Source organism: Sulfitobacter sp. 1A13421, assembly GCF_043557285.1.
Classification (GTDB): domain Bacteria; phylum Pseudomonadota; class Alphaproteobacteria; order Rhodobacterales; family Rhodobacteraceae; genus Sulfitobacter; species Sulfitobacter faviae.
The window spans coordinates 47,520-66,107 of record NZ_JBIFFQ010000006.1 but is presented as its reverse complement, the minus strand read 5'-3'; the positions used below and the strand labels follow the sequence as shown (position 1 = coordinate 66,107).

Here is an 18,588-nt window from a genome sequence, read left to right as displayed (position 1 = left end):
GATGACCCCAATCCTTTGCCAAGAGATGCGCCGCGTCGGAGCGTGGTCCGATGCCAGTGACCGGGTCGAGCTGACCTATGACGGGCGCTTTCTGCGCCGCAAGGTGCTGACCACGGCGGACGGGCTGGCGTTTCTGGTCGATCTGGCGCAGACCACCTCGCTCGACCATGGCGATGCCTTCGTGCTGGCCGACGGGCGTCTCATCGAAGTGGTGGCTGCCGACGAAGCTCTGCTGGAGGTGACCGGCCCCGACCTGCCCCGCATCGCGTGGCACATCGGCAATCGCCATACCCCCTGCCAGATCGACGCCGACCGGCTGGTGATTCAGCGCGACCATGTGATCGCCAAAATGCTCGGCCAGATCGGTGCCACCACGCGAGAGATCACCGGCCCCTTCCGCCCCGAAGGCGGTGCCTATGGCCATGGGCGCACCCATGGGCATGACCACGGCCATGTTCACCACGCCGTTCACGATCACGACCACCCGCATGACCATGCGCATGGCTGACACCCTACAGGCCGACGCGCTTCTGACCTTGGTGCAGATGCTGTCGCCCTCCTACCCGGTCGGGGCCTTCGCCTATAGCCATGGGCTGGAATGGGCGGTGCAGAACGGGGATGTGACGGGGCAAGACAGTTTGGCCGACTGGCTGGGCGGCGTGTTGCGGCATGGGGCGGGACAGACGGATGCGCTTTTCCTTGCGGCGGCTTATCGCGTGGATGACCCATCGGAGATCGACGCACAGGCCCGCGCCTTTGCCGCCTCTGCCGAGCGGTTGAAAGAGACCGTGCTACAGGGCGAAGCCTTTGCCCGCGCCAGCGCCGCGATCTGGCAGCACGACATGCCGCCGCTTTGCTATCCCGTGGCCGTCGGACGCGCCGCGCGGCTGCAAGGGCTGCCACTGCGCCAAACGCTTGAGATGTTCTTGCACGCCTTCACCGCCAACCTCGCCACCGCGGGCATGCGCCTGATCCCCTTGGGGCAAACCGAGGGGCAGATCGTCATCCGCGACCTTGCGCCACTCTGTCTTGAGGTCGCCGCGGCGGCAGAGGAAGGCACGCTCGACGATCTCTCCTCCACCGCCTTTCTCAGCGACATCGCCGCGATGAAACACGAAACCCAATATTCAAGGATTTTCCGCACATGAAACGCAACAATGGCCCTTTGCGCGTCGGCATCGGCGGCCCGGTGGGCGCGGGCAAGACCACTCTGACCGCCGCGCTCAGCCGCGCGCTGCGTGATCGGCTGTCGATCGGCGTGATCACCAATGACATCTACACCCAAGAGGATGCCGAGGCGCTGATGCGCATGCAGGTGCTGCCGCAAGACCGGATCATCGGGGTTGAGACCGGCGGCTGCCCGCATACGGCAATTCGCGAGGATGCCTCGATCAACCTTGCTGCCGTGGCGGAGATGGTTTCGCGGCACCCGGATGTGGAAGTGGTCTTGATCGAAAGCGGCGGCGACAACCTGTCGGCCACCTTCAGCCCTGAACTGGCGGATGTGACGCTCTATGTGATCGACGTGGCGGCGGGGGAGGAGATCCCCCGCAAGGGCGGCCCGGCGATCACCAAATCCGACATTTTGGTCATCAACAAGACCGACCTCGCCCCTCATGTCGGCGCCTCGCTCGAGGTCATGCAACGCGACAGCGCGCGTATGCGCCCGGACCTGCCGACGGTCTTCTGCGCGTTAAAATCCGGCGAGGGGATCGACGCGCTGCTGGCGCATCTGGCGCAGGTAGGGGGGCTCGACCTCGCCCCCATGGACCCGGTGAGCGCGGCTTAACCGCGATAGACCTCGGCCATCCGGTCGCGGAAGGCGGGCAGAAGGCTGCCATCATAGCCCCGGTGCGGCACCCCATGCCAAAGCGCGTTGAGGATCGCCTCCTCAACCGCTTCGACCGCGGCGATAAAGAAGGCATCCATCCGGTCTTCGTTCAACCGCTCGACGCTCTGCGTATCGGCCCCGCCGCGCGTGATGCGGTTGGCGGTCGAAAAGGCCAGCGCGATGTCGCCGCTTTGATGGCCGATGTGGCTGCCCAACCGGCCAAGGGCCGCGGCGCTGCGCCGGGCCATGCGGGTCAACTGCCGCGAGCCCATCGGCGCGTCGGTCGCCAGTATGATGATGATCGAGCCCTTGTCGGGCGCATCCCCCTGCCCCGGCGGCGACAGCTGTTGGCCAAAGACCCGCAGCGCGCTTTGCTGGCCGAAGTTCGACAGCACCAGCGCGCCAAGGTCGAACCCCGCGCCGCCCGGCAGGGTGACCCGCCGCGAAGCGGAGCCGAGACCACCAGCATAGCCGAAGGTCTTCATCCCGCTGCCGGCCCCGACCGTGCCCTGCGCAAACGCTGGCCCGCAAGCCGCCATCGCCGCCTGCGCGTGATCCTCGGTCACCGCCAGCGCCTGAATGTCGTTCACCGTGCCGTCGTTGCATTCCAAAACCAGCGGGTTGACCGTGCAAAGGCCCCGCCCGATCTCAGGGTTTTCTGCAACCGCCCGCCGGATCAGCGCCGTGCTACAGGGGCCGACGCCAAAGGTGTTGGTGAGCAGGATCGGCGTCTCGATCTGACCCAGTTCGGCCAGTTGCATCAGGCCCGCGCTTTTGCCGAAACCGTTCAACACGGCGACGCCCGCAGGCACCGGATTGCGAAAGAGATCACCTTCATGCGGCAGAACCGCCGTCACCCCGGAGCAAAGCCCCTCCCCGCGTAGGTCTTGGCTGCCCACACGAACCCCCGCGACATCGCAGATGGTATTTCGTGGCCCCGTGGGCAGGGTCCACCAGTTCTTGCTGTCGATCGTATTGCGCATTTTGCCTTTAAGAGTTTGGATTACGTTGGTGCGTCAATCCGCTCCGAAAAGATCGCGGGTGAAGACCTTGTCGGGGACATCCGCCAGATCGGGGTGATTGCGGTTGGCCACGATCACATCCGCGCGCGTCTTGAACGCTTCCAAATCGCGGGTGACTTCGGAGCCGAAGAAGCGCTCCTCTTGCAATACGGGCTCATAAACGATCACCTCGATGCCCTTGGCCTTGAGCCGCTTCATGATGCCTTGGACCGAGCTTTGCCGGAAATTGTCCGACCCGGCCTTCATCACCAACCGGTAGATGCCCACCCGCTGAGGGCCAAGCGCCAGTATCTGCTCTGAGACGAAATCCTTGCGGGTGCGGTTCGCCTCGACCACGGCGTTGATCAGGTTTTGTGGCACGTCAGAGTAATTGGCCAGTAACTGTTTGGAATCCTTTGGCAAACAATAGCCCCCATAACCAAACGACGGGTTGTTGTAATGCCCACCGATGCGCGGGTCGAGGCAGACACCGTCAATGATCTGCCGCGTGTCCAGCCCATTGGTCAGCGCATAGCTGTCCAACTCATTGAAATAGGCCACCCGCATGGCAAGGAAGGTATTGGCAAAGAGCTTGACCGCCTCCGCCTCGGACGCACCGGTAAAGAGCATGGGAATGTCGTCGTCGATTGCCCCCTCGGCCAGCAATTCCGCAAAGCGCCGGGCGCGCGGGCTGTCTTCGCCGACGACGATGCGCGAGGGGTGGAGGTTGTCGTAGAGCGCGCGGCCCTCGCGCAGGAATTCCGGGCTGAAGATGACTTGGTCGCTGTTCAACTCGGCGGAGAGGCCCGCGGTATAGCCCACTGGGACGGTGGATTTGATGACGATGGTGGCCGTTCTCGTGACCGCCAAGACGTCCCGCACCACCGCCTCAACACTGGAGGTGTCGAAGACATTGGTGCGTGGGTCATAGTTGGTCGGCGTGGCGATGAGCACGTATTCAGCCTCGCTATATGCCGCCTCCGCGTCGGTCGTGGCCCGGAGGGTGAGGGGCTTTCCTGCGAGATATCGCTCGATCTCAGGATCGACGATTGGCGCGCGGCGGGCATTCACTTGCGCCACCCGTTCTGCGTTCAAATCGACCGCTGTTACCTCATTGTGCTGCGCCAGCAGCACCGCATTCGAAAGCCCGACGTAGCCGATACCGACAACGGCGATCTTGGTCTTGGACATAAGCGTGGGCCTTTCTTGCGCGGCGTGGCGTGATGTTAAACTGCGGCTCTCGTTTTGAAAAGGCACCGCCTGACAGGGAGTTAGGGCGGTTGGGCGAAAGTGAAAGCCGCATCGTGAACCTTTCGCCCGTGCCGTGCGATGTGGCAGAACCGCCGCTTGTTGCGCGTGGCCCGAACGGTGGGTTGTCAGGCTGGCAAGACTTCCTTCTCACAGTCTCAGGCGACCCATAACGCGGAGAGCCCCGATGCCCGACACCTCTGAGCGCCTATCCCTGCCCTATTTGATGCCCGCACAGGCGCAAAAACATGTGACCCATAACGAAGCGCTGCAACGGCTCGATCTTCTCGTGCAGCTTGCGATCGAAGGCTTTGAGGCCAACACGCCGCCCGCCCTGCCGCAGGCGGGGGAGGTTCATGCGCTTGGTGATGCACCGACAGAGGCTTGGGCAGGTCATCCCGGTGAACTGGCCGCCTGGGTCGAAGAGACCTGGCAGTTCACCGCCCCGCAAGACGGCTGGGTCGCCTTGGATAAATCGACCGGGATTCTGCACCGTTGGGGGGCTGGGGCGTGGACCGAAGTCTCGCCCCCCGATCTGGCGAACCTCTCCGGGCTGGGGGTTAATACGGATCATGACAGTGGCAATCGCTTGTCGGTCTCCTCCCCGGCGAGCCTGTTTACCCACGAAGGGGCGGGGCATCAGCTAAAGCTCAACAAGGCCAGCGCCGCCGATACCGCGAGCCTGCTGTTCCAAACCGATTGGTCTGGCCGTGCCGAGATGGGCACGGCGGGGCAGGATGATTTCGCCATCAAGGTCAGCGCCGATGGCAGCAGTTGGACCACCGCGCTGGCCTTTGACGCAGCGAGCGGCATCGCCTCAGGCGCGGCGCTGACGCAGGACGTGGGTGATGCGACCGTGGGTCGGCTGCTGCGGGTCGGGGATTTTGGCATCGGCGCGGACGCGGGGCCGCTGGTGACCGATCTCGACGCGCATGATCTTTCGGGCAGTTTTTCAAGCCATGGCGGCGCCCATGCGCAGGCGACTGTCGGGGCCAACCCTTTCCCGGCGCTGAATGGTGTCTTCGGCCTGCTCTGCGGCAATAGCACCTTAGGCGGGCAGAGCGCCTATCTGTGGCAGATCGCACTGGGCATCGACACGCCGGGTCTGGCCTTTCGTGTCCGGGCGACGGGGGCATGGGGCGCGTGGCAGCGCATTTGGTCCGGCGCGAATACGACCGTTGATGCCAATGGGTTCATCAAGGAAGCCAGCCCGATCGTGCGCCTGTTCCGCGATGGCAGTGAAGAGCCTGCGGTGCCTTTGGGTGCAGGGTTCGAACGGGTCGGGCTTGGCCATTACCGATTGTCGAATGTGCCGCCGCTCGCCAGCCGCGGCTGGCAGATCGAAGCGCCGCAGGATGCGAATGGCAATCGGCTGGTTCATGTCGCGTGCAGCTATGATGCGGGCACGCTCGATATCCGCACCCGCGAGGTGATCTGGCAGGACGGCTGGGCCGGCGGTGCGCCTCGTGACATTCCTGATGGCCGTTGGGTCGACCTGCGGTTCGACATGCGCTGAGGGGAAATGGCCGGGTGGCCGTTAAATGATGCCGCGCAACTGCTCGACCTCATAATTGCCACCGCATAGCAGAACGACAGAGGTTTGACCCGCGTAGTTCTGCGGCCCTGCCAGATAGGCCGCCAGCGCCAAAGCGGCGGCCCCTTCGACCAGCATGTTCTCTTCCCAAGCCAACACTTTTAACGCTTCGGCGATCTGATCCTCGTCGCAATGGACGATCTCATCGATCACCGCGCTTGCGAGCGGCAGGGTCATCGAGTCCGCATCGACCCCGCCCGCCACGCCATCGGCCAGCGTGTCGAGATGTTCCGTTTCGACGATCTTGCCTGCTCTGATCGACGCGGCCAGCGCGCAGCTATTCGCGGCACTCACACCGATCACGCGGGTCCGCGGCGAAAATTCCTTGATTACCGATCCCATGCCCGAGATCAGCCCACCGCCGCCCATCGAGACGAAGACATTGTCGATGCCTTCGATCTGGTCGAGCAGTTCCAGCGCGGCGGTGCCCTGCCCCGCGATTACCTCGGCATCGTTGTAGGGTGAGATATAGGTGTAGCCCTCAGCCTCAGCCAAACTCTGCGCGTGTAGCTCAGAAAGCGAGGCATCGGCCCCATGGATCACGACCCTAGTGCCGTAGCTTTCAATGATCTTGCGTTTCTTGGCGACGACGGTTTCGGGCAGCACCACGATCAACTCATGCCCCGTGGTCTGGGCCGCAAGCGAACAGGCGATGCCGTGGTTGCCGGAAGATGCGGTGATGACAGGCCGGTCGAGCGGCACGGTGGTCAGTTTCGCGCTGGCGCCGCGCAGCTTGAACGACCCGGTATGTTGGAAGTTCTCGGCCTTGTAGAACAGCCGCGAGCCCTCTGCCATTGGCAAGCGGGAGGTGATCACCGGAGTGCGGCAAACCGCGCCCGCGATTTTGCGATGAACCACGCAGGAACGGGCGGCGCTTTGGGCGATCAGGTCTGAGGCTGACGGCATGACGGGCTCCATCTAGCTTGACTGTGCCGCGCCGTGACGCGCGAGGAAAGCGGAGACACGCGCCAATCCGTCGCGCAAGTCCGCCGTCGAATTGGCGAAACCGATGCGCAGCCAGCCCTCCATGTCCATGGCGCTGCCGGGGGTGAAGAGGACGCCCTCTTCCTCCAGTAGCTGCGTGCAGAAATCGCGGGAGGGCAGCGGCAGGTCATATTTCAGCAGCGCCGTGGTGCCCGCTTGCGGCTTTACCCATGAGATCAGCGGCTCGGCCTCGACCCAATCCGACAGGATCGCGAGGTTCTCGCGGGTGATCTGATGCGCGCGGTCGAGAATTTGGGCGCGGTTTTCGAGGGCGAGGGCCGCGAAATACTCGTCAATCCGCCCGACAGAGATCGTATTGTAATCGCGGTGGATCATGATGTCTTCGAGCAGGGCCTTCGGCCCCGCGACCCACCCCACGCGCAACCCGGCCAGCGAATAGGCCTTGGACATCCCCGCCGTGCTGATGCCACGCTCGTAAAGATCACAGATCGAGGCGGTATAGCCGTTCCCTACCTGATCAGTGCCGCGATAGACCTCATCGCAGAGCACCCATGCGCCGCTGCCCTGCGCGATCTCGGCAATCTCAGCCAGCATCGCGCGGTCCATCAGCGCGCCGGTCGGGTTGTTGGGGTTGTTGGTGGCGATCATCCGCGTGTCGGGCCGCATCATCGCGCGCAGCTCGTCGAGGTCGGGCAGGAAGCCGTTCTCAGCGCGCAGGTGCAGCAGTTCGACCTCGGCACCGATGCTTTCGGGGATCGAGTAATGCTGCTGGTAGGTCGGCACGATGGCGATGACATGATCGCCGCGGCTGACCAGCGTCTGATGAACCAGCGCATTGGCCCCGATGGTGCCGTGGGTGGTCAGCACGTTCTCGCGGGACTGGTTCTCGTAGAGCCCCGCCACCGCGTCGCGCAGACGGTCCGAGCCTTCGATCGCGCCATAGCCCATGCGCATCTCGCGCAATTCGCCCAGCACGGAATTGTCGACGCCAGCCATGTCAATCAACTCGCCTAGGGTGATCGAGTCTACACAGGTTTCGGCGAGGTTGTAGCGGCAGTGGTTCTCGAATTCGTTCATCCACATTTCGACGCCGAAGGTCTTGATATGCATGGGGGTTTCCTTTCGTGTCAGCTCTCAGTCAGCGCGGCAAAGAGCCGGCGGAGGAATTGCGGCGTGGCGGTCGGGGCGAGCCAGCGCATGACGGCGACGATTTCCTGCTCGGGTGCGATCCAGATCGTATGGCCGCCCGCGCCCTGCGCGCTGAAGGCGCTCTCGGGCAGTTTCGGATCGGCCTCGGCCCCGCGGTTCAGCCACCACAGAAAGCCGTATTTGTCGAGTGTCGGCGTGGGCGTCAGGGACCGCTGCATCCAGTCCTCGGGCAGAATTTGTTCGCCGTTCCACGCGCCGTTCTGGCAGATGAACTGGCCGAATTTTGCGTGATCCTCGGCAGAGATGAAGAGGCCCCCACCCCAGTGCCCGCCGCCGGTGACCGATTGAACGCGCTCCCCATTCAGTTCGATCCAAGAGGTCGAATAGCCCTCCCACCGCCAGTCGGGTGAGGCACCGATCGGGTCCATGACCCGCGCGCGCAGCACGTCGGGCAAGGGCTGGCCAAAACGCATCATCAGCGCATAGGCCAGCGCGTTGACCCGCACATCGTTGTACTCATAGTGGCTGCCCGGTTCGCCGACCGCGCGCAGCTGCCCCTTGCGGCTGTTGTCCGCCCCCGGGCCGATCTGGCGGTAATGGTCGACCTGATCGTCCTTGCCGAAAATCTCGCCGCGCCATTCGCTGTTCATCTGCAGCATATGCCGCCAAGTGATGCGCCCGTTCTGCTCACCCGAGAAATGCGGCCCCGGCACGCTGTCGCCCACTGGTGCGTCGAGGTCGGCGATCAGCCCGTCTTTCACCGCCAGCCCCGCCAGCACCGACAGGTAGCTCTTGGCGATGGAGAAGGTCATGTCGGCCCGTGTCGTATCGCCCCAGTCGGCCACGCGCTGGCCGCGATGCAGGATCACACCGGCAGGGCCGCCGCGCGGTTTGACGGGGCCCACGATCTCGGTCCAAGGGCCGCTTTCGTTCCACTCGCGGTTGCCGACATAGGCGCCATCGGCATGGTACATCGAGCGGGGCCAGTCGGTCTCATGCGCTTGCGCATGATCGACGACGGCTTGCAGGGCGGGGGTGGCGGCGAATGTCATGGGGGCTCCTCGGGGCTTCGGGCGAACATTTCCCAAGGGGGGCGGAATTGTAAACCGGTTAAATGTCTCCGACCGCTCAATCGCCGATATCGGGGTAGACTTGAGAGCGTTTGACCACGCCGTAGACAAAACTGGTGTCGATAGAGCCGATGCCGCCGATGGGATGCAGCCGCGCCCGCACAAAGCGTTCGTAATCCTCGAGATCGCCCACCACGACGCGCAGCAGGTAGTCCGACAGCCCGCTCATCACGAAACATTCCAGCACCTCGGGGATCGCCTTGATCTGGTTCTCGAAGCGTTTCACCGTGCCCTCGTCGTGCCCGTCCAGCGTCACCCGCACCATGACCGTGACCGGCAGGCCGTAGGCCTTGGCATCGACCTCCACGCTGTAGCCCCGGATCGCGCCGTTTTTCTCCAGCGCCCGCAAGCGGCGCAGGCAGGGCGAGGGCGAGAGGCCGACCTCCTCCGCCAGATCGAGGTTGGTCATCCGGCCGTTGCGTTGCAGCGCGCGGATGATGCGGCGGTCTGTGGCGTCCAATCGGGGCGTTTGGAGCATGATATGCCAAATCTCCTGCAATTCGCGCATATATTAGCAACCAAATGCCCCTTGCGCCATCGGATCATGCTGCAAAATCAGACAGGGGCCAGCCATGACCGAGAACCAGAAATCCTTTGCCACCCGCGCCATCCACCACGGCTATGACGCACAGAGCGAACAGGGCGCGCTGAACCCGCCGATCTACATGAGCTCGACCTTCACCTTCGAGACCGCGGAGGCGGGCGGCGACATGTTCGCAGGCGAGCGTGCAGGGCATTTCTACACCCGTATCAGCAACCCCACGCTGGACCATCTGGAAAAGCGCATCGCCAACCTCGAAGGCGCCGAGGCTGGCCTCGCCACCGCTTCGGGCATGGGGGCGATCACCTCGACGCTCTGGTCCTTCCTGCAGGCGGGCGACGAGATCATCATCGACAAAACGCTTTATGGCTGCACCTTCGCCTTCATGACCCACGGACTGCCGCGCTTTGGCGTCAAGGTGACGCTGGTCGACATGACCGAGCCTGCAAACCTCGCCGAGGTGATCAGCGACCAGACCAAGGTGGTCTATTTCGAAACTCCCGCGAACCCGAACAACCGGCTGGTGGACATCGCCGCCATCTCCGAGATCGCGCATCGCGTGGGCGCCAAGGTGGTTGTCGACAACACCTATGCCACGCCGGTCATCACCCGCCCCATCGAACATGGCGCCGACATCGTGCTGCATTCGGCGACGAAGTTCCTTTCCGGCCATGGCGACGTGGTTGCGGGCCTCGTGGTGGGCAATGCCGAGGACATGATGCAGGTGCGGCTCGTGGGTCTGAAAGACATGACCGGCGCGGTGATGTCGCCGCTCACCGCCATGCTGCTCTTGCGCGGGATCAAGACGCTGGAACTGCGCATGGAGCGTCACTGTGCCACCGCTGCCAAGGTCGCCGAGGCGCTGGAGCAGCACCCGGCGGTGCTGCATGTCGCGTATCCGGGACTGGAAAGCTTCCCGCAGGCCGAGCTTGCGCGCCGGCAGATGGGCAACTTCGGCGGCATGATCCCCTTCGAGGTCAAGGGCGGCAAGGCGGGCGGCATCGCCTTCATGAACCGGCTGAAGCTCATTCAGCGCGCGGTGAGCCTTGGCGACGCGGAAAGCCTGATCCAGCACCCCGCCAGCATGACCCATTCCACCTATTCCCCCGAGGAACGCGCCGAACACGGCATCGCCGAGGGGTTGGTGCGGCTTTCGGTCGGGCTGGAATCTGCGGAGGACATCATTGATGACCTTTACGCCGCGCTTGGGGCGCATAACATGCAAGCGGCCTGATCCGGCACGAACCGGACCAGTCGCGGGCGGTGTCGAGGAGGGCACCGCCCGAGGGATCCTCAGAATGAAAGACCTGCCATGACCGCTCTCGCCCCTGAACAGCTGAAGACCATCGAACAACGTCTGCTGTGGCTGTCGCACTGGATGATCCACAACGCCAACCACATCCGGCCCAAGGTGGACGGGATCAAGGTGGGCGGGCATCAGGCATCTTCGGCCTCCATGGTGTCGATCATGACGGCGCTTTACTTCAGTGCCCTGCGGCCCGAGGACCGGGTGGCGGTAAAGCCGCATGCCTCGCCGATCTTCCATGCGATGCAATACCTGATGGGCAACCAGACCCGCGAGAAGATGGAGAACTTCCGCGGGTTTCAGGGTGTGCAGAGCTACCCGAGCCGGACCAAGGACGTGGACGATGTGGATTTCTCCACCGGGTCGGTCGGGCTTGGCGTGGCGGTGACCTCCTTCGGCTCGCTGGTGCAGGACTACATCACCGCGAAAGACTGGGGCGCGGATGTCGATCTGGGCCGCATGGTCGCCTTGGTGGGCGATGCCGAGTTGGACGAGGGCAACATCTACGAGGCCCTGCAGGAGGGCTGGAAGAACGACCTGCGCAACACTTGGTGGATCATCGACTACAACCGCCAGTCGCTCGACGGGGTGGTGCGCGAGGGGCTGTTCAAACGCATCGAGCAGATTTTCGACGCCTTCGGCTGGGACGTGGTCAAGGTGAAATACGGCGCCCTGCAGCGTGCGGCGTTCGAGGAGCCCGGCGGCGACAAGCTGCGCGACTGGATCGACAATTGCCCCAACCAGCTCTACTCGGCGCTGACCTATCAGGGCGGCGCGGTCTGGCGCGAGCGACTGATGGAGGCGCTTGGCGATCAGGGCGATGTCACGGCGCTGATCGACGCGCGCTCGGATGTCGAACTGGCCGAGCTGATGGAGAACCTCGGCGGCAACTGCGTGCAGACGATGGCCGAGACCTTCGACGCCATCGACCACGACCGCCCGGTCTGCTTCCTCGCCTATACCATCAAGGGGTGGGGCACACCGATTGCGGGGCACAAGGACAACCACGGCGGTCTGATGACCAAGACCCAGATGGCCGACTGGCAGAAACACATGGGCGTGGCCGAGGGGGAGGAATGGGAGCCTTTCGCCACCGTCGAGGACCCGCAAGCGTTGCAGGCGGCGCTCGACCGCGTGCCCTTCTTCGCCAAGGGCCGCCGCCGCTACAATGACACGACACTGCCGGTACCGCAGATCGAACTGTCGAGCGACCGCGAAATCTCCACGCAGATGGCCTTCGGCAAGATCCTCGACGATCTGTCGAAGGGCGACAGTGATCTCGCCTCCCGCATCGTGACCATGTCGCCGGACGTGACCGGCACCACGAACCTTGGGCCATGGGTGAACCGGCGCAAGCTCTTCGCGCGCAGCGAACAGGCCGATACTTTCGTCAACGAGAAGATCCCCTCCACCGCGAAATGGGAATTCACGCCCGAGGGCCAGCATATCGAGTTGGGCATCGCCGAAATGAACCTCTTCCTGCTTCTGGGCGCCGCGGGCCTGTCGCATTCGCTCTTCGGCAAGCGGGTCATTCCTATCGGCACGGTCTACGACCCCTTCGTCGCCCGCGGCTTGGACGCGCTGAACTACGCGTGCTATCAGGATGCACGTTTCATGATCGTGGGCACCCCCTCGGGCGTGACGCTCGCGCCCGAAGGCGGGGCGCATCAATCCATCGGCACGCCGCTCATCGGCATGAGCCAGGACGGGCTGGCGAGCTTCGAGCCCGCCTTCGCCGACGAGTTGGCGGTCATCATGCAGTGGGCCTTCGACTACCTGCAACGCGACGGCGAGGGCGACCCGGACGAGCGCACATGGCTGCGCGACGAGACCGGCGGCTCGGTCTATCTGCGGCTCACCACCAACCCCATCGAACAGCCCGGCAAACGCGTCGACGAGGACTTCCGCCAAGGTGCCATCGACGGGGCCTATTGGCTGCGCAAGCCGGGGCCGAACTGCGACGTGGTGATCGCCTATCAAGGCGCCGTGGCCCCCGAGGCGATCAAGGCCGCGGGCAGCATCGCCGAGGGCCGCCGCGACGTAGGCGTGCTGGCGGTGACCTCCGCCGACCGGCTGAACGCCGGCTGGACCGCGGCACAGCGCGCCCGGGCGCGCGGCAATCACGCGGCGCAGAGCCATATCGAAACGCTGTTAGGTCAGCTGCCGCGCGACTGCAAGCTGGTGACGGTGATCGACGGCCATCCGGCGACGCTGTCCTGGCTGGGCGCGGTCGTGGGGCATCAGACGGTGCCGCTTGGGGTCGAGCACTTCGGCCAGACCGGCACCATCGCGGACCTCTACCGGCATTTCGGCATCGACGCGCGTTCAATCGTCGAAAAGGTGCAGGGTCTGACCCCGGGGCGGCAGATGCTCCACCGGGTGGCAGGTTAAGGTTCGAAGGGGGGCAAGCTGCCCCCCTCATCACCCGACGAACTTGGCTTTCAGATAGGCCAGATAGGCCGTCGGGTCGTAGGCCCCTGCCCCGATCCCGGCGAGGATCTCGGCCCGGCTGCGCGACCGACCATGCTGCCAGACGAGATCGCCCAATGCCGCATGAAGCGGCGCGTAGTCGCCCGCCGTCACGCCCGAGCGCACCTCCGGCTGCGTCGCATCCAGATGCGCCATGATCTGCGCGGCGGTCGAATTGCCCACCGTATAAGTGGGGAAGGAGCCGATATAGCCGTGCGACCAATGCACGTCCTGCAAACAGCCCGCGCTGTCGTCCGGCACCTCCAGCCCCAAATCCTCGCGCATCGCCGCGTTCCACGCCTCGGGCACGTCGGCGACCTTCAGCGAGCCGTCCATCAGCGCCATCTCGATCTTCACGCGCAACATGACGTGCAGATCATAGGTCAGCTCGTCCGCCTCGACCCGGGTGAGGCCGGGGGAGACGCGGTTGATGGCGGCGACGAATTCCTCTTCGCTCACGTCGCCGAGCTGCTCGGGGAAGGTGTCGCGCAGCCGCCCGTAGTGCACCGCCCAGAAGGCGGGCGAGCGGCCGATGTGGTTTTCCAGCAGGCGCGACTGGCTTTCGTGCATCCCGAAGCTGGTCCCCGCCACGGCATAGAGCCCGATCATATCCGTCGCATGCGCCCCGCGCGTGAGCGCCGGATCGGCGCCCATCTCGTAGAGCGCATGGCCCGCCTCGTGGATCGTGCCGAAGATCGACATCGGCAGGTAGTTCGGGTTCCAGCGCGAGGTGATCCGCACGTCGTTGCGGGTCATGGAAATCTCGAAGGGATGCACCGCCGTGTCGAGCCGCCCACGGTCCATGTCATAGCCCAAGGCCTCGGCGATATAGGCACAAAAGGCCTGCTGGCCGGCGACGGGATAGTCGCGGAACAGGAACTCGCTGCGCGGCACGGGCCGGGCGAGCGCCGCGTTGAGGATCGGGCGGATGCCGTCGCGGAGCTGGTCGAAGAACCGGGTGAGCTGCACCGCGGTGGCGCCGGGCTCGAAAACATCGGCAATTGGATCGTAGGGGTGGCCGTCATGGCCGAGCGCCTCAGCCTTCTCGCGCGCCAGATCGACGATGCTTTGAAGATGCGGCTGGAACAGGGCGAAATCGCCGGTGCGGTGCGCCTCGGTCCAGGCGGCGCCGGCGGTGATCGATTGCTCGGCCTGTCGGCGCAGCAAGGCTGCGGGGATGCGGGCGTGATGGGTGCGCGCCTCCTGCACCGATTGCGCGGCGCGGCGCTCGATCTCGGGCGCGTCGCTCTTGAGCACGGCTTCGGCGGCCTTGCCCATCTCGGGGTCGAGGATCATCTCACGCGCGATGCCCATCAAGGTGGCGATCTGGTGGCCGCGCGTCTCGGCCCCGCCCTTGGGCATCATCACCCGCGCGTCCCAGTTCAGCAGGTTTACCGAGACGAGCACGTCGTTCAGCCGCCCCACGCGGTCGGTCAGGGTCAGGCTCATGCGGCGGCTCCTGTTTCGGCGCCGGTGCCCCCGTCATGCAGGTGGCAGGCGACGCTGCGGTTGTCTTTCGGGTTCACGAGGCGCGGCACCTCGGTCTTGCAACGCGGCCCCGCAAACGGGCAGCGCGGGTGGAAGGCGCAGCCTTTCGGCGGGTTGATCGGCGAGGGGATCTCGCCTTTGATCGGGTGGAAATTGGCGCGCCCGGTGCCGAGGGTCGGCACGGAGGCAAAGAGCGCCTCGGTATAGGGGTGCAGCGGCTTGGCGTAGAGTTCATCCGCCGGCGCCGTCTCGACCACCCGGCCGAGGTACATGATCGCCACCCGGTCGCAGACGTGGCGCACGACCGAGAGGTCGTGGCTGATGAACAGCGCCGTGAGGTTCAACTCGCGCCGCAGCTTCATGAAGAGGTTGAGCACCTGCGCCTGAATGGACACGTCGAGCGAGGCGACGGCCTCGTCCAGCACCAGAAGCTCCGGTTGCATTGCCAGAGCGCGTGCGATGGCGACCCGCTGGCGCTGCCCGCCCGAGAACTGGTGCGGCAATCGGTTGGCGTAGGCGCCCTCCAGCCCCACCTGTTCAAGCAGGCTGCGCACCCGCTCCTGCACCTCGCGCGCCGGGATCAGCCCGTGGATGCGCGGGCCTTCGGCGATGATCTCGCCCACCTTCATGCGGGGGTTGAGGCTCGCGAAAGGGTCCTGGTGGATCATCTGCACGCGGGTCGTGAGCTTGTCGACATTGCCGCGATGGTCGCGCGCCACCGGCTGGCCTTCGAGCGTCACCGTGCCCTCACTCGGCGCATAGATGCCCGAGACGACGCGCCCCAAGGTGGACTTGCCGCAGCCGCTCTCACCGACGATGCCCAGCACCTCGCCGCGCGGAACGCTTAAATTGACGTCGTTCACGGCATGGACGGTCTGGGTGGAGTCGCGCCCCGACAGGCGGTCCAGCCCCCGGACCACCAGCCCCGGCTTGCGGGTGAACCGTTTGGAGACGCCCTCGATTTTCAGAATGGGATCGGTCATGTGGCCTCGATCGGATGGTGGCACAGGACGGAATGTGCCTCGGTTCCAGTGTTGGGTGGGAGCGTCGCGCAAACCTCGCTTGCCCGCGGGCAGCGCGGGCGGAACGGGCAGCCCGAAGGCAGGTTCGCCAGCTGCGGGGTCGAGCCCGGGATCTGCGGCAAATCGCGGCCCGGCTCGTGCAGGCCGGGGACCGAGTCGATCAGCCCGCGCGTATAGGGATGACGCGGATGGGCGATGACCTCCTCGGCGCTGCCGCTTTCGACGATCCGGCCTGCGTACATCACCGCGATGTCGTCGGCGAGCGAGGAGACCACGGCGAGGTCATGGGTGACCCAGACGATAGCCGTGCCGGTCTCATCCGCCAGCCGCCGCACCTCGGCGAGGATCTGGCCCTGGATCGAGACGTCGAGCGCGGTGGTCGGCTCATCGGCGAGGATCACGGCGGGGCGGTGCAGCAGGGCCGTGGCAATGGCGACGCGCTGACGCATGCCGCCAGAGAGCTGATGCGGATAGGCTTGCAACCGCTCGGCGGGCGCCGGAATGCCGACGATCTCAAGCGCTTCGCGGGCACGCTCCCATGCGGCGGCCTTGCTGACCTTGTCGTGCACCCGCACCGCCATGGCCATCTGGTCGCCCACCCGCAGCACGGGGTTGAGGGTCATCATCGGGTCCTGAAACACCATCGAGACATTGCGACCGCGCATCTGGCGTCGGCCCTCGGCGCTGAGGCTGCGCATATCGGTGCCCTGCACCAGAACCTCGCCTGCGGTGATCCGACCGGGTTCGTCGATGAGCCCCATGATCGAAAACCCTGTGACGCTCTTGCCCGAGCCGCTCTCGCCCACCAGCCCGAGGATGCGCCCCGGCTGGACTGAAAAGCTCACGTCATTGACGGCGGTGACGGCCCCCTTGCGGGTGCTGAATTGCGTGGTCAGTCCCCTGACCTCCAGTGCGGCGCTCATCGGCTGTTCCTCGGGTCGAGCACCTTGCGGACCTGATCGCCCACGAGGTTGATTGCGACAACGGTCACCATCAGCGCCAATCCGGGATAGATCGACAGCCAGTAGCGGTCCGAATGGATGTATTTGAACCCGTTGGAGATCAGCGATCCCAGCGAGGGTTCCGTCAGCGGCAGGCCCACGCCGAGGAAGGACAGCGTCGCCTCCAGCGCGATGGCGCTCGCGACCTGCACCGTGGCCACAACGATCAGCGGCGGCAGCACGTTGGGCAGCAGGTGCCGGAACAGCACCCGGCGCGTCGGCAGCGGCGTGGAGCGCGCGGCCTCGATATAGTCCTTGCCACGCTCGACCTTGGCCGCGCCGTGCGTGGTGCGGGCGAAATAGGCGTATTGCGCGACCACCAGCGCAAGGATGATCTGCACGATACCTTGGCCCAGCATCGCCACCAGCACCAGCGCCAGCAGGATCGCGGGCATCGAGAGTTGCAGGTCGACGATCCGCATCAAGAGCGCCTCGATCCGCCCCCCGAAATAGGCCGCGGTGAGACCAACCGCGATGCCGACCAACAGCGCCAGTGCCCCGGCGGACAGGCCGATCACGAAGCTGGTGCGCAGCCCGTAGAAAATGGCCGAGAGCATGTCGCGGCCCGCGTTGTCGGTGCCCAGCAGATGGACATAGCCGCCCGAGCCTTCGGTGCCCGGGCGCAAGAAAGCGTCGAGCCAATCGAGCGCGGCCATGTCGTAGGGGTCCTGCGGCGAGACCAGCGGCGCGCCGAAGGAGAGGAACAGAAGCACGGCAATCACGATGAGCGCGCCCACGGCGACCCAGCTTTCGCGGAAGTCCGACCAGAAGTTGCGCAGCCGCTCGGCGCGCGTCTCCACCGGCGGGGCCGAGGGCACGGCCATGGTGTTTTCAGCGACGATCTCGGGCATCATGCGCCTCCTTTCAGGCGGACCCGCGGGTCCAGTCGGGCGTAGACCAGATCAACCACGAGGTTGATGAGGACAAAGAGGATCACGACCATGATGAGGTAGGAGACCATCACCGGGCGGTCGAGTTGCAGGATCGAGTCGATGATCAGCTTGCCCACGCCCGGCCAGTTGAACACGCTTTCGGTCACCACCGCGAAGGCCAGCGTCGAGCCAAGCTCGAGCCCCAGCACCGTGACGATTGGGATCGAGATGTTGCGCAGGATGTGGCGAAAGACGATCTGCCGGTCCGGCAGGCCCTGCGCGCGGGCGAACTTGACGTAGTCGGTGCCCATCGCCTCTACCATGCCGGCGCGGGTGAGGCGGATCATCAGGCCCATCTTGAAGAGCGACAGGTTGATCGCGGGCATGATGACATGGCTCCAGCCATCGGGGGTGAAGAGCGAGGAGGTGATGCCAAGGAAGGTCGCCTCGTCGCCGCGCCCGCCCGAGGGCAACCAGCCAAGCTCGACGGCGAAGCCCATGATCAGCAGCATGCCGATCCAGAAAGTCGGCACCGAGAAACCCAGCACCGAGAGCGCCATGATCATCTTCGCGCCGAGGCTCTCGGGGCGGTAACCGGCCCAGAGACCGGCGGGAATGCCCACGCCCACGGCGATCAGCACCGAGGTCAGCACCAGTTCCAGCGTGGCGGGAAAGCGCGAGAAGACGAGGTCGACGACCGGGATGTTATAGACCATCGAGGTGCCCAGATCGCCCTGGGCCACGTTCTGGAGGAAGGTCCAGTACTGCACGACCAGCGGTTGATCGAGCCCGTATTGCTCGATCAGCTTCTGGCGGATCTCGGCGGTGGCGCCCGGATCGATCATCACGTCGATCGGATTGCCGATGGCAAAGACGCCGACAAAGACGATCACCGACATGGCAAAGACCACGACCACCGCCTGTGCCAACCGGGTTACAAAATAGCTGAGCATTCGACCTCGCCCATCAGACTTGAAAAAAAGAGGCGCCC

17 protein-coding genes are annotated in these 18,588 nt (G+C 65.0%); 6 read left to right on the top strand and 11 right to left on the bottom strand.

Going from position 1 to position 18,588, the window contains the following annotated elements; genetic code table 11:
* Position 1: 1 nt before the first annotated feature.
* The 3 genes from ureE to ureG are packed head-to-tail and all read left to right on the top strand — an operon-like array spanning position 2 to position 1,789.
* Positions 2-508, top strand: a complete 507-nt coding sequence (gene ureE, locus ACGYLI_RS12260) for an urease accessory protein UreE (protein ID WP_394419385.1) — start codon at positions 2-4, stop codon at positions 506-508.
* On the top strand, positions 501-1,148 hold the full coding sequence (locus ACGYLI_RS12255; RefSeq protein ID WP_394419494.1) for an urease accessory protein UreF: 648 nt from the start codon (positions 501-503) through the stop codon (positions 1,146-1,148). Before ureE ends, ACGYLI_RS12255 begins: the two co-directional genes overlap by 8 nt.
* The gene (gene ureG / locus ACGYLI_RS12250) at positions 1,145-1,789 is read left to right on the top strand and encodes an urease accessory protein UreG (protein WP_394419384.1); all 645 of its coding nucleotides are present in this window, start codon (positions 1,145-1,147) and stop codon (positions 1,787-1,789) included. The genes ACGYLI_RS12255 and ureG overlap by 4 nt, the downstream gene beginning before the upstream one ends.
* On the opposite strand, the gene ACGYLI_RS12245 is transcribed toward ureG, so the two are convergent.
* Positions 1,786-2,814 carry a P1 family peptidase gene (locus ACGYLI_RS12245; protein WP_394419383.1) on the bottom strand — a complete coding sequence of 343 codons (1,029 nt, stop codon included), beginning with the start codon at positions 2,812-2,814 and terminating at the stop codon, positions 1,786-1,788. The two genes, ureG and ACGYLI_RS12245, sit on opposite strands and share 4 nt — an antisense overlap.
* A gap of 33 nt (positions 2,815-2,847) precedes the next feature.
* A complete protein-coding gene (locus ACGYLI_RS12240; protein WP_394419382.1) occupies positions 2,848-4,023 on the bottom strand; it encodes a nucleotide sugar dehydrogenase in 1,176 nt (391 codons plus the stop codon).
* A 244-nt stretch (positions 4,024-4,267) separates the two neighbouring features.
* Between ACGYLI_RS12240 and ACGYLI_RS12235 the strand changes: the two genes are divergently transcribed.
* Positions 4,268-5,596 (top strand): DUF2793 domain-containing protein, encoded by a 1,329-nt coding sequence (locus ACGYLI_RS12235; RefSeq protein WP_394419381.1) that lies wholly within the window; start codon positions 4,268-4,270, stop codon positions 5,594-5,596.
* A 21-nt stretch (positions 5,597-5,617) separates the two neighbouring features.
* On the opposite strand, the gene ACGYLI_RS12230 is transcribed toward ACGYLI_RS12235, so the two are convergent.
* The 4 genes from ACGYLI_RS12230 to ACGYLI_RS12215 all read right to left on the bottom strand — a co-directional run bounded on the left by ACGYLI_RS12230 (position 5,618) and on the right by ACGYLI_RS12215 (position 9,376).
* Positions 5,618-6,580 carry a pyridoxal-phosphate dependent enzyme gene (locus tag ACGYLI_RS12230; RefSeq protein WP_394419380.1) on the bottom strand — a complete coding sequence of 321 codons (963 nt, stop codon included), beginning with the start codon at positions 6,578-6,580 and terminating at the stop codon, positions 5,618-5,620.
* 12 nt (positions 6,581-6,592) lie between these two features.
* Positions 6,593-7,729, bottom strand: coding sequence for an aminotransferase (locus ACGYLI_RS12225; protein ID WP_394419379.1), 1,137 nt, complete (start codon positions 7,727-7,729; stop codon positions 6,593-6,595).
* Between the two features lie 17 nt (positions 7,730-7,746).
* A complete protein-coding gene (locus ACGYLI_RS12220) occupies positions 7,747-8,820 on the bottom strand; it encodes a serine hydrolase domain-containing protein (RefSeq protein ID WP_394419378.1) in 1,074 nt (357 codons plus the stop codon).
* Between the two features lie 76 nt (positions 8,821-8,896).
* Positions 8,897-9,376, bottom strand: a complete 480-nt coding sequence (locus ACGYLI_RS12215) for an Lrp/AsnC family transcriptional regulator (protein ID WP_394419377.1) — start codon at positions 9,374-9,376, stop codon at positions 8,897-8,899.
* 94 nt (positions 9,377-9,470) lie between these two features.
* On the opposite strand from ACGYLI_RS12215, the gene ACGYLI_RS12210 reads away from it, so the two are divergent.
* Both ACGYLI_RS12210 and ACGYLI_RS12205 read left to right on the top strand, forming a co-directional pair.
* Complete coding sequence (locus tag ACGYLI_RS12210) at positions 9,471-10,673, top strand: methionine gamma-lyase (protein WP_394419376.1); 1,203 nt, start codon at positions 9,471-9,473, stop codon at positions 10,671-10,673.
* Between the two features lie 78 nt (positions 10,674-10,751).
* Positions 10,752-13,136 carry a transketolase-like TK C-terminal-containing protein gene (locus tag ACGYLI_RS12205; RefSeq protein WP_394419375.1) on the top strand — a complete coding sequence of 795 codons (2,385 nt, stop codon included), beginning with the start codon at positions 10,752-10,754 and terminating at the stop codon, positions 13,134-13,136.
* A 30-nt stretch (positions 13,137-13,166) separates the two neighbouring features.
* Here ACGYLI_RS12205 and ACGYLI_RS12200 read toward each other — a convergent pair whose 3' ends face one another.
* From ACGYLI_RS12200 to ACGYLI_RS12180, 5 genes are read right to left on the bottom strand one after another with little or no spacing between them, the layout of a single operon-like run.
* Entirely contained in the window at positions 13,167-14,663 is a 1,497-nt protein-coding gene (locus ACGYLI_RS12200) for a carboxypeptidase M32 (protein ID WP_394419374.1), read from the bottom strand.
* Positions 14,660-15,685 (bottom strand): ABC transporter ATP-binding protein, encoded by a 1,026-nt coding sequence (locus tag ACGYLI_RS12195; RefSeq protein WP_394419373.1) that lies wholly within the window; start codon positions 15,683-15,685, stop codon positions 14,660-14,662. The genes ACGYLI_RS12200 and ACGYLI_RS12195 overlap by 4 nt, the downstream gene beginning before the upstream one ends.
* Positions 15,682-16,647 (bottom strand): ABC transporter ATP-binding protein, encoded by a 966-nt coding sequence (locus tag ACGYLI_RS12190; RefSeq protein ID WP_394419372.1) that lies wholly within the window; start codon positions 16,645-16,647, stop codon positions 15,682-15,684. Before ACGYLI_RS12190 ends, ACGYLI_RS12195 begins: the two co-directional genes overlap by 4 nt.
* Complete coding sequence (locus ACGYLI_RS12185) at positions 16,644-17,576, bottom strand: ABC transporter permease (RefSeq protein WP_394419371.1); 933 nt, start codon at positions 17,574-17,576, stop codon at positions 16,644-16,646. The genes ACGYLI_RS12190 and ACGYLI_RS12185 overlap by 4 nt, the downstream gene beginning before the upstream one ends.
* A complete protein-coding gene (locus tag ACGYLI_RS12180; RefSeq protein WP_394419370.1) occupies positions 17,576-18,550 on the bottom strand; it encodes an ABC transporter permease in 975 nt (324 codons plus the stop codon). The genes ACGYLI_RS12185 and ACGYLI_RS12180 overlap by 1 nt, the downstream gene beginning before the upstream one ends.
* Between the last annotated feature and the right edge of the window lie 38 nt (positions 18,551-18,588).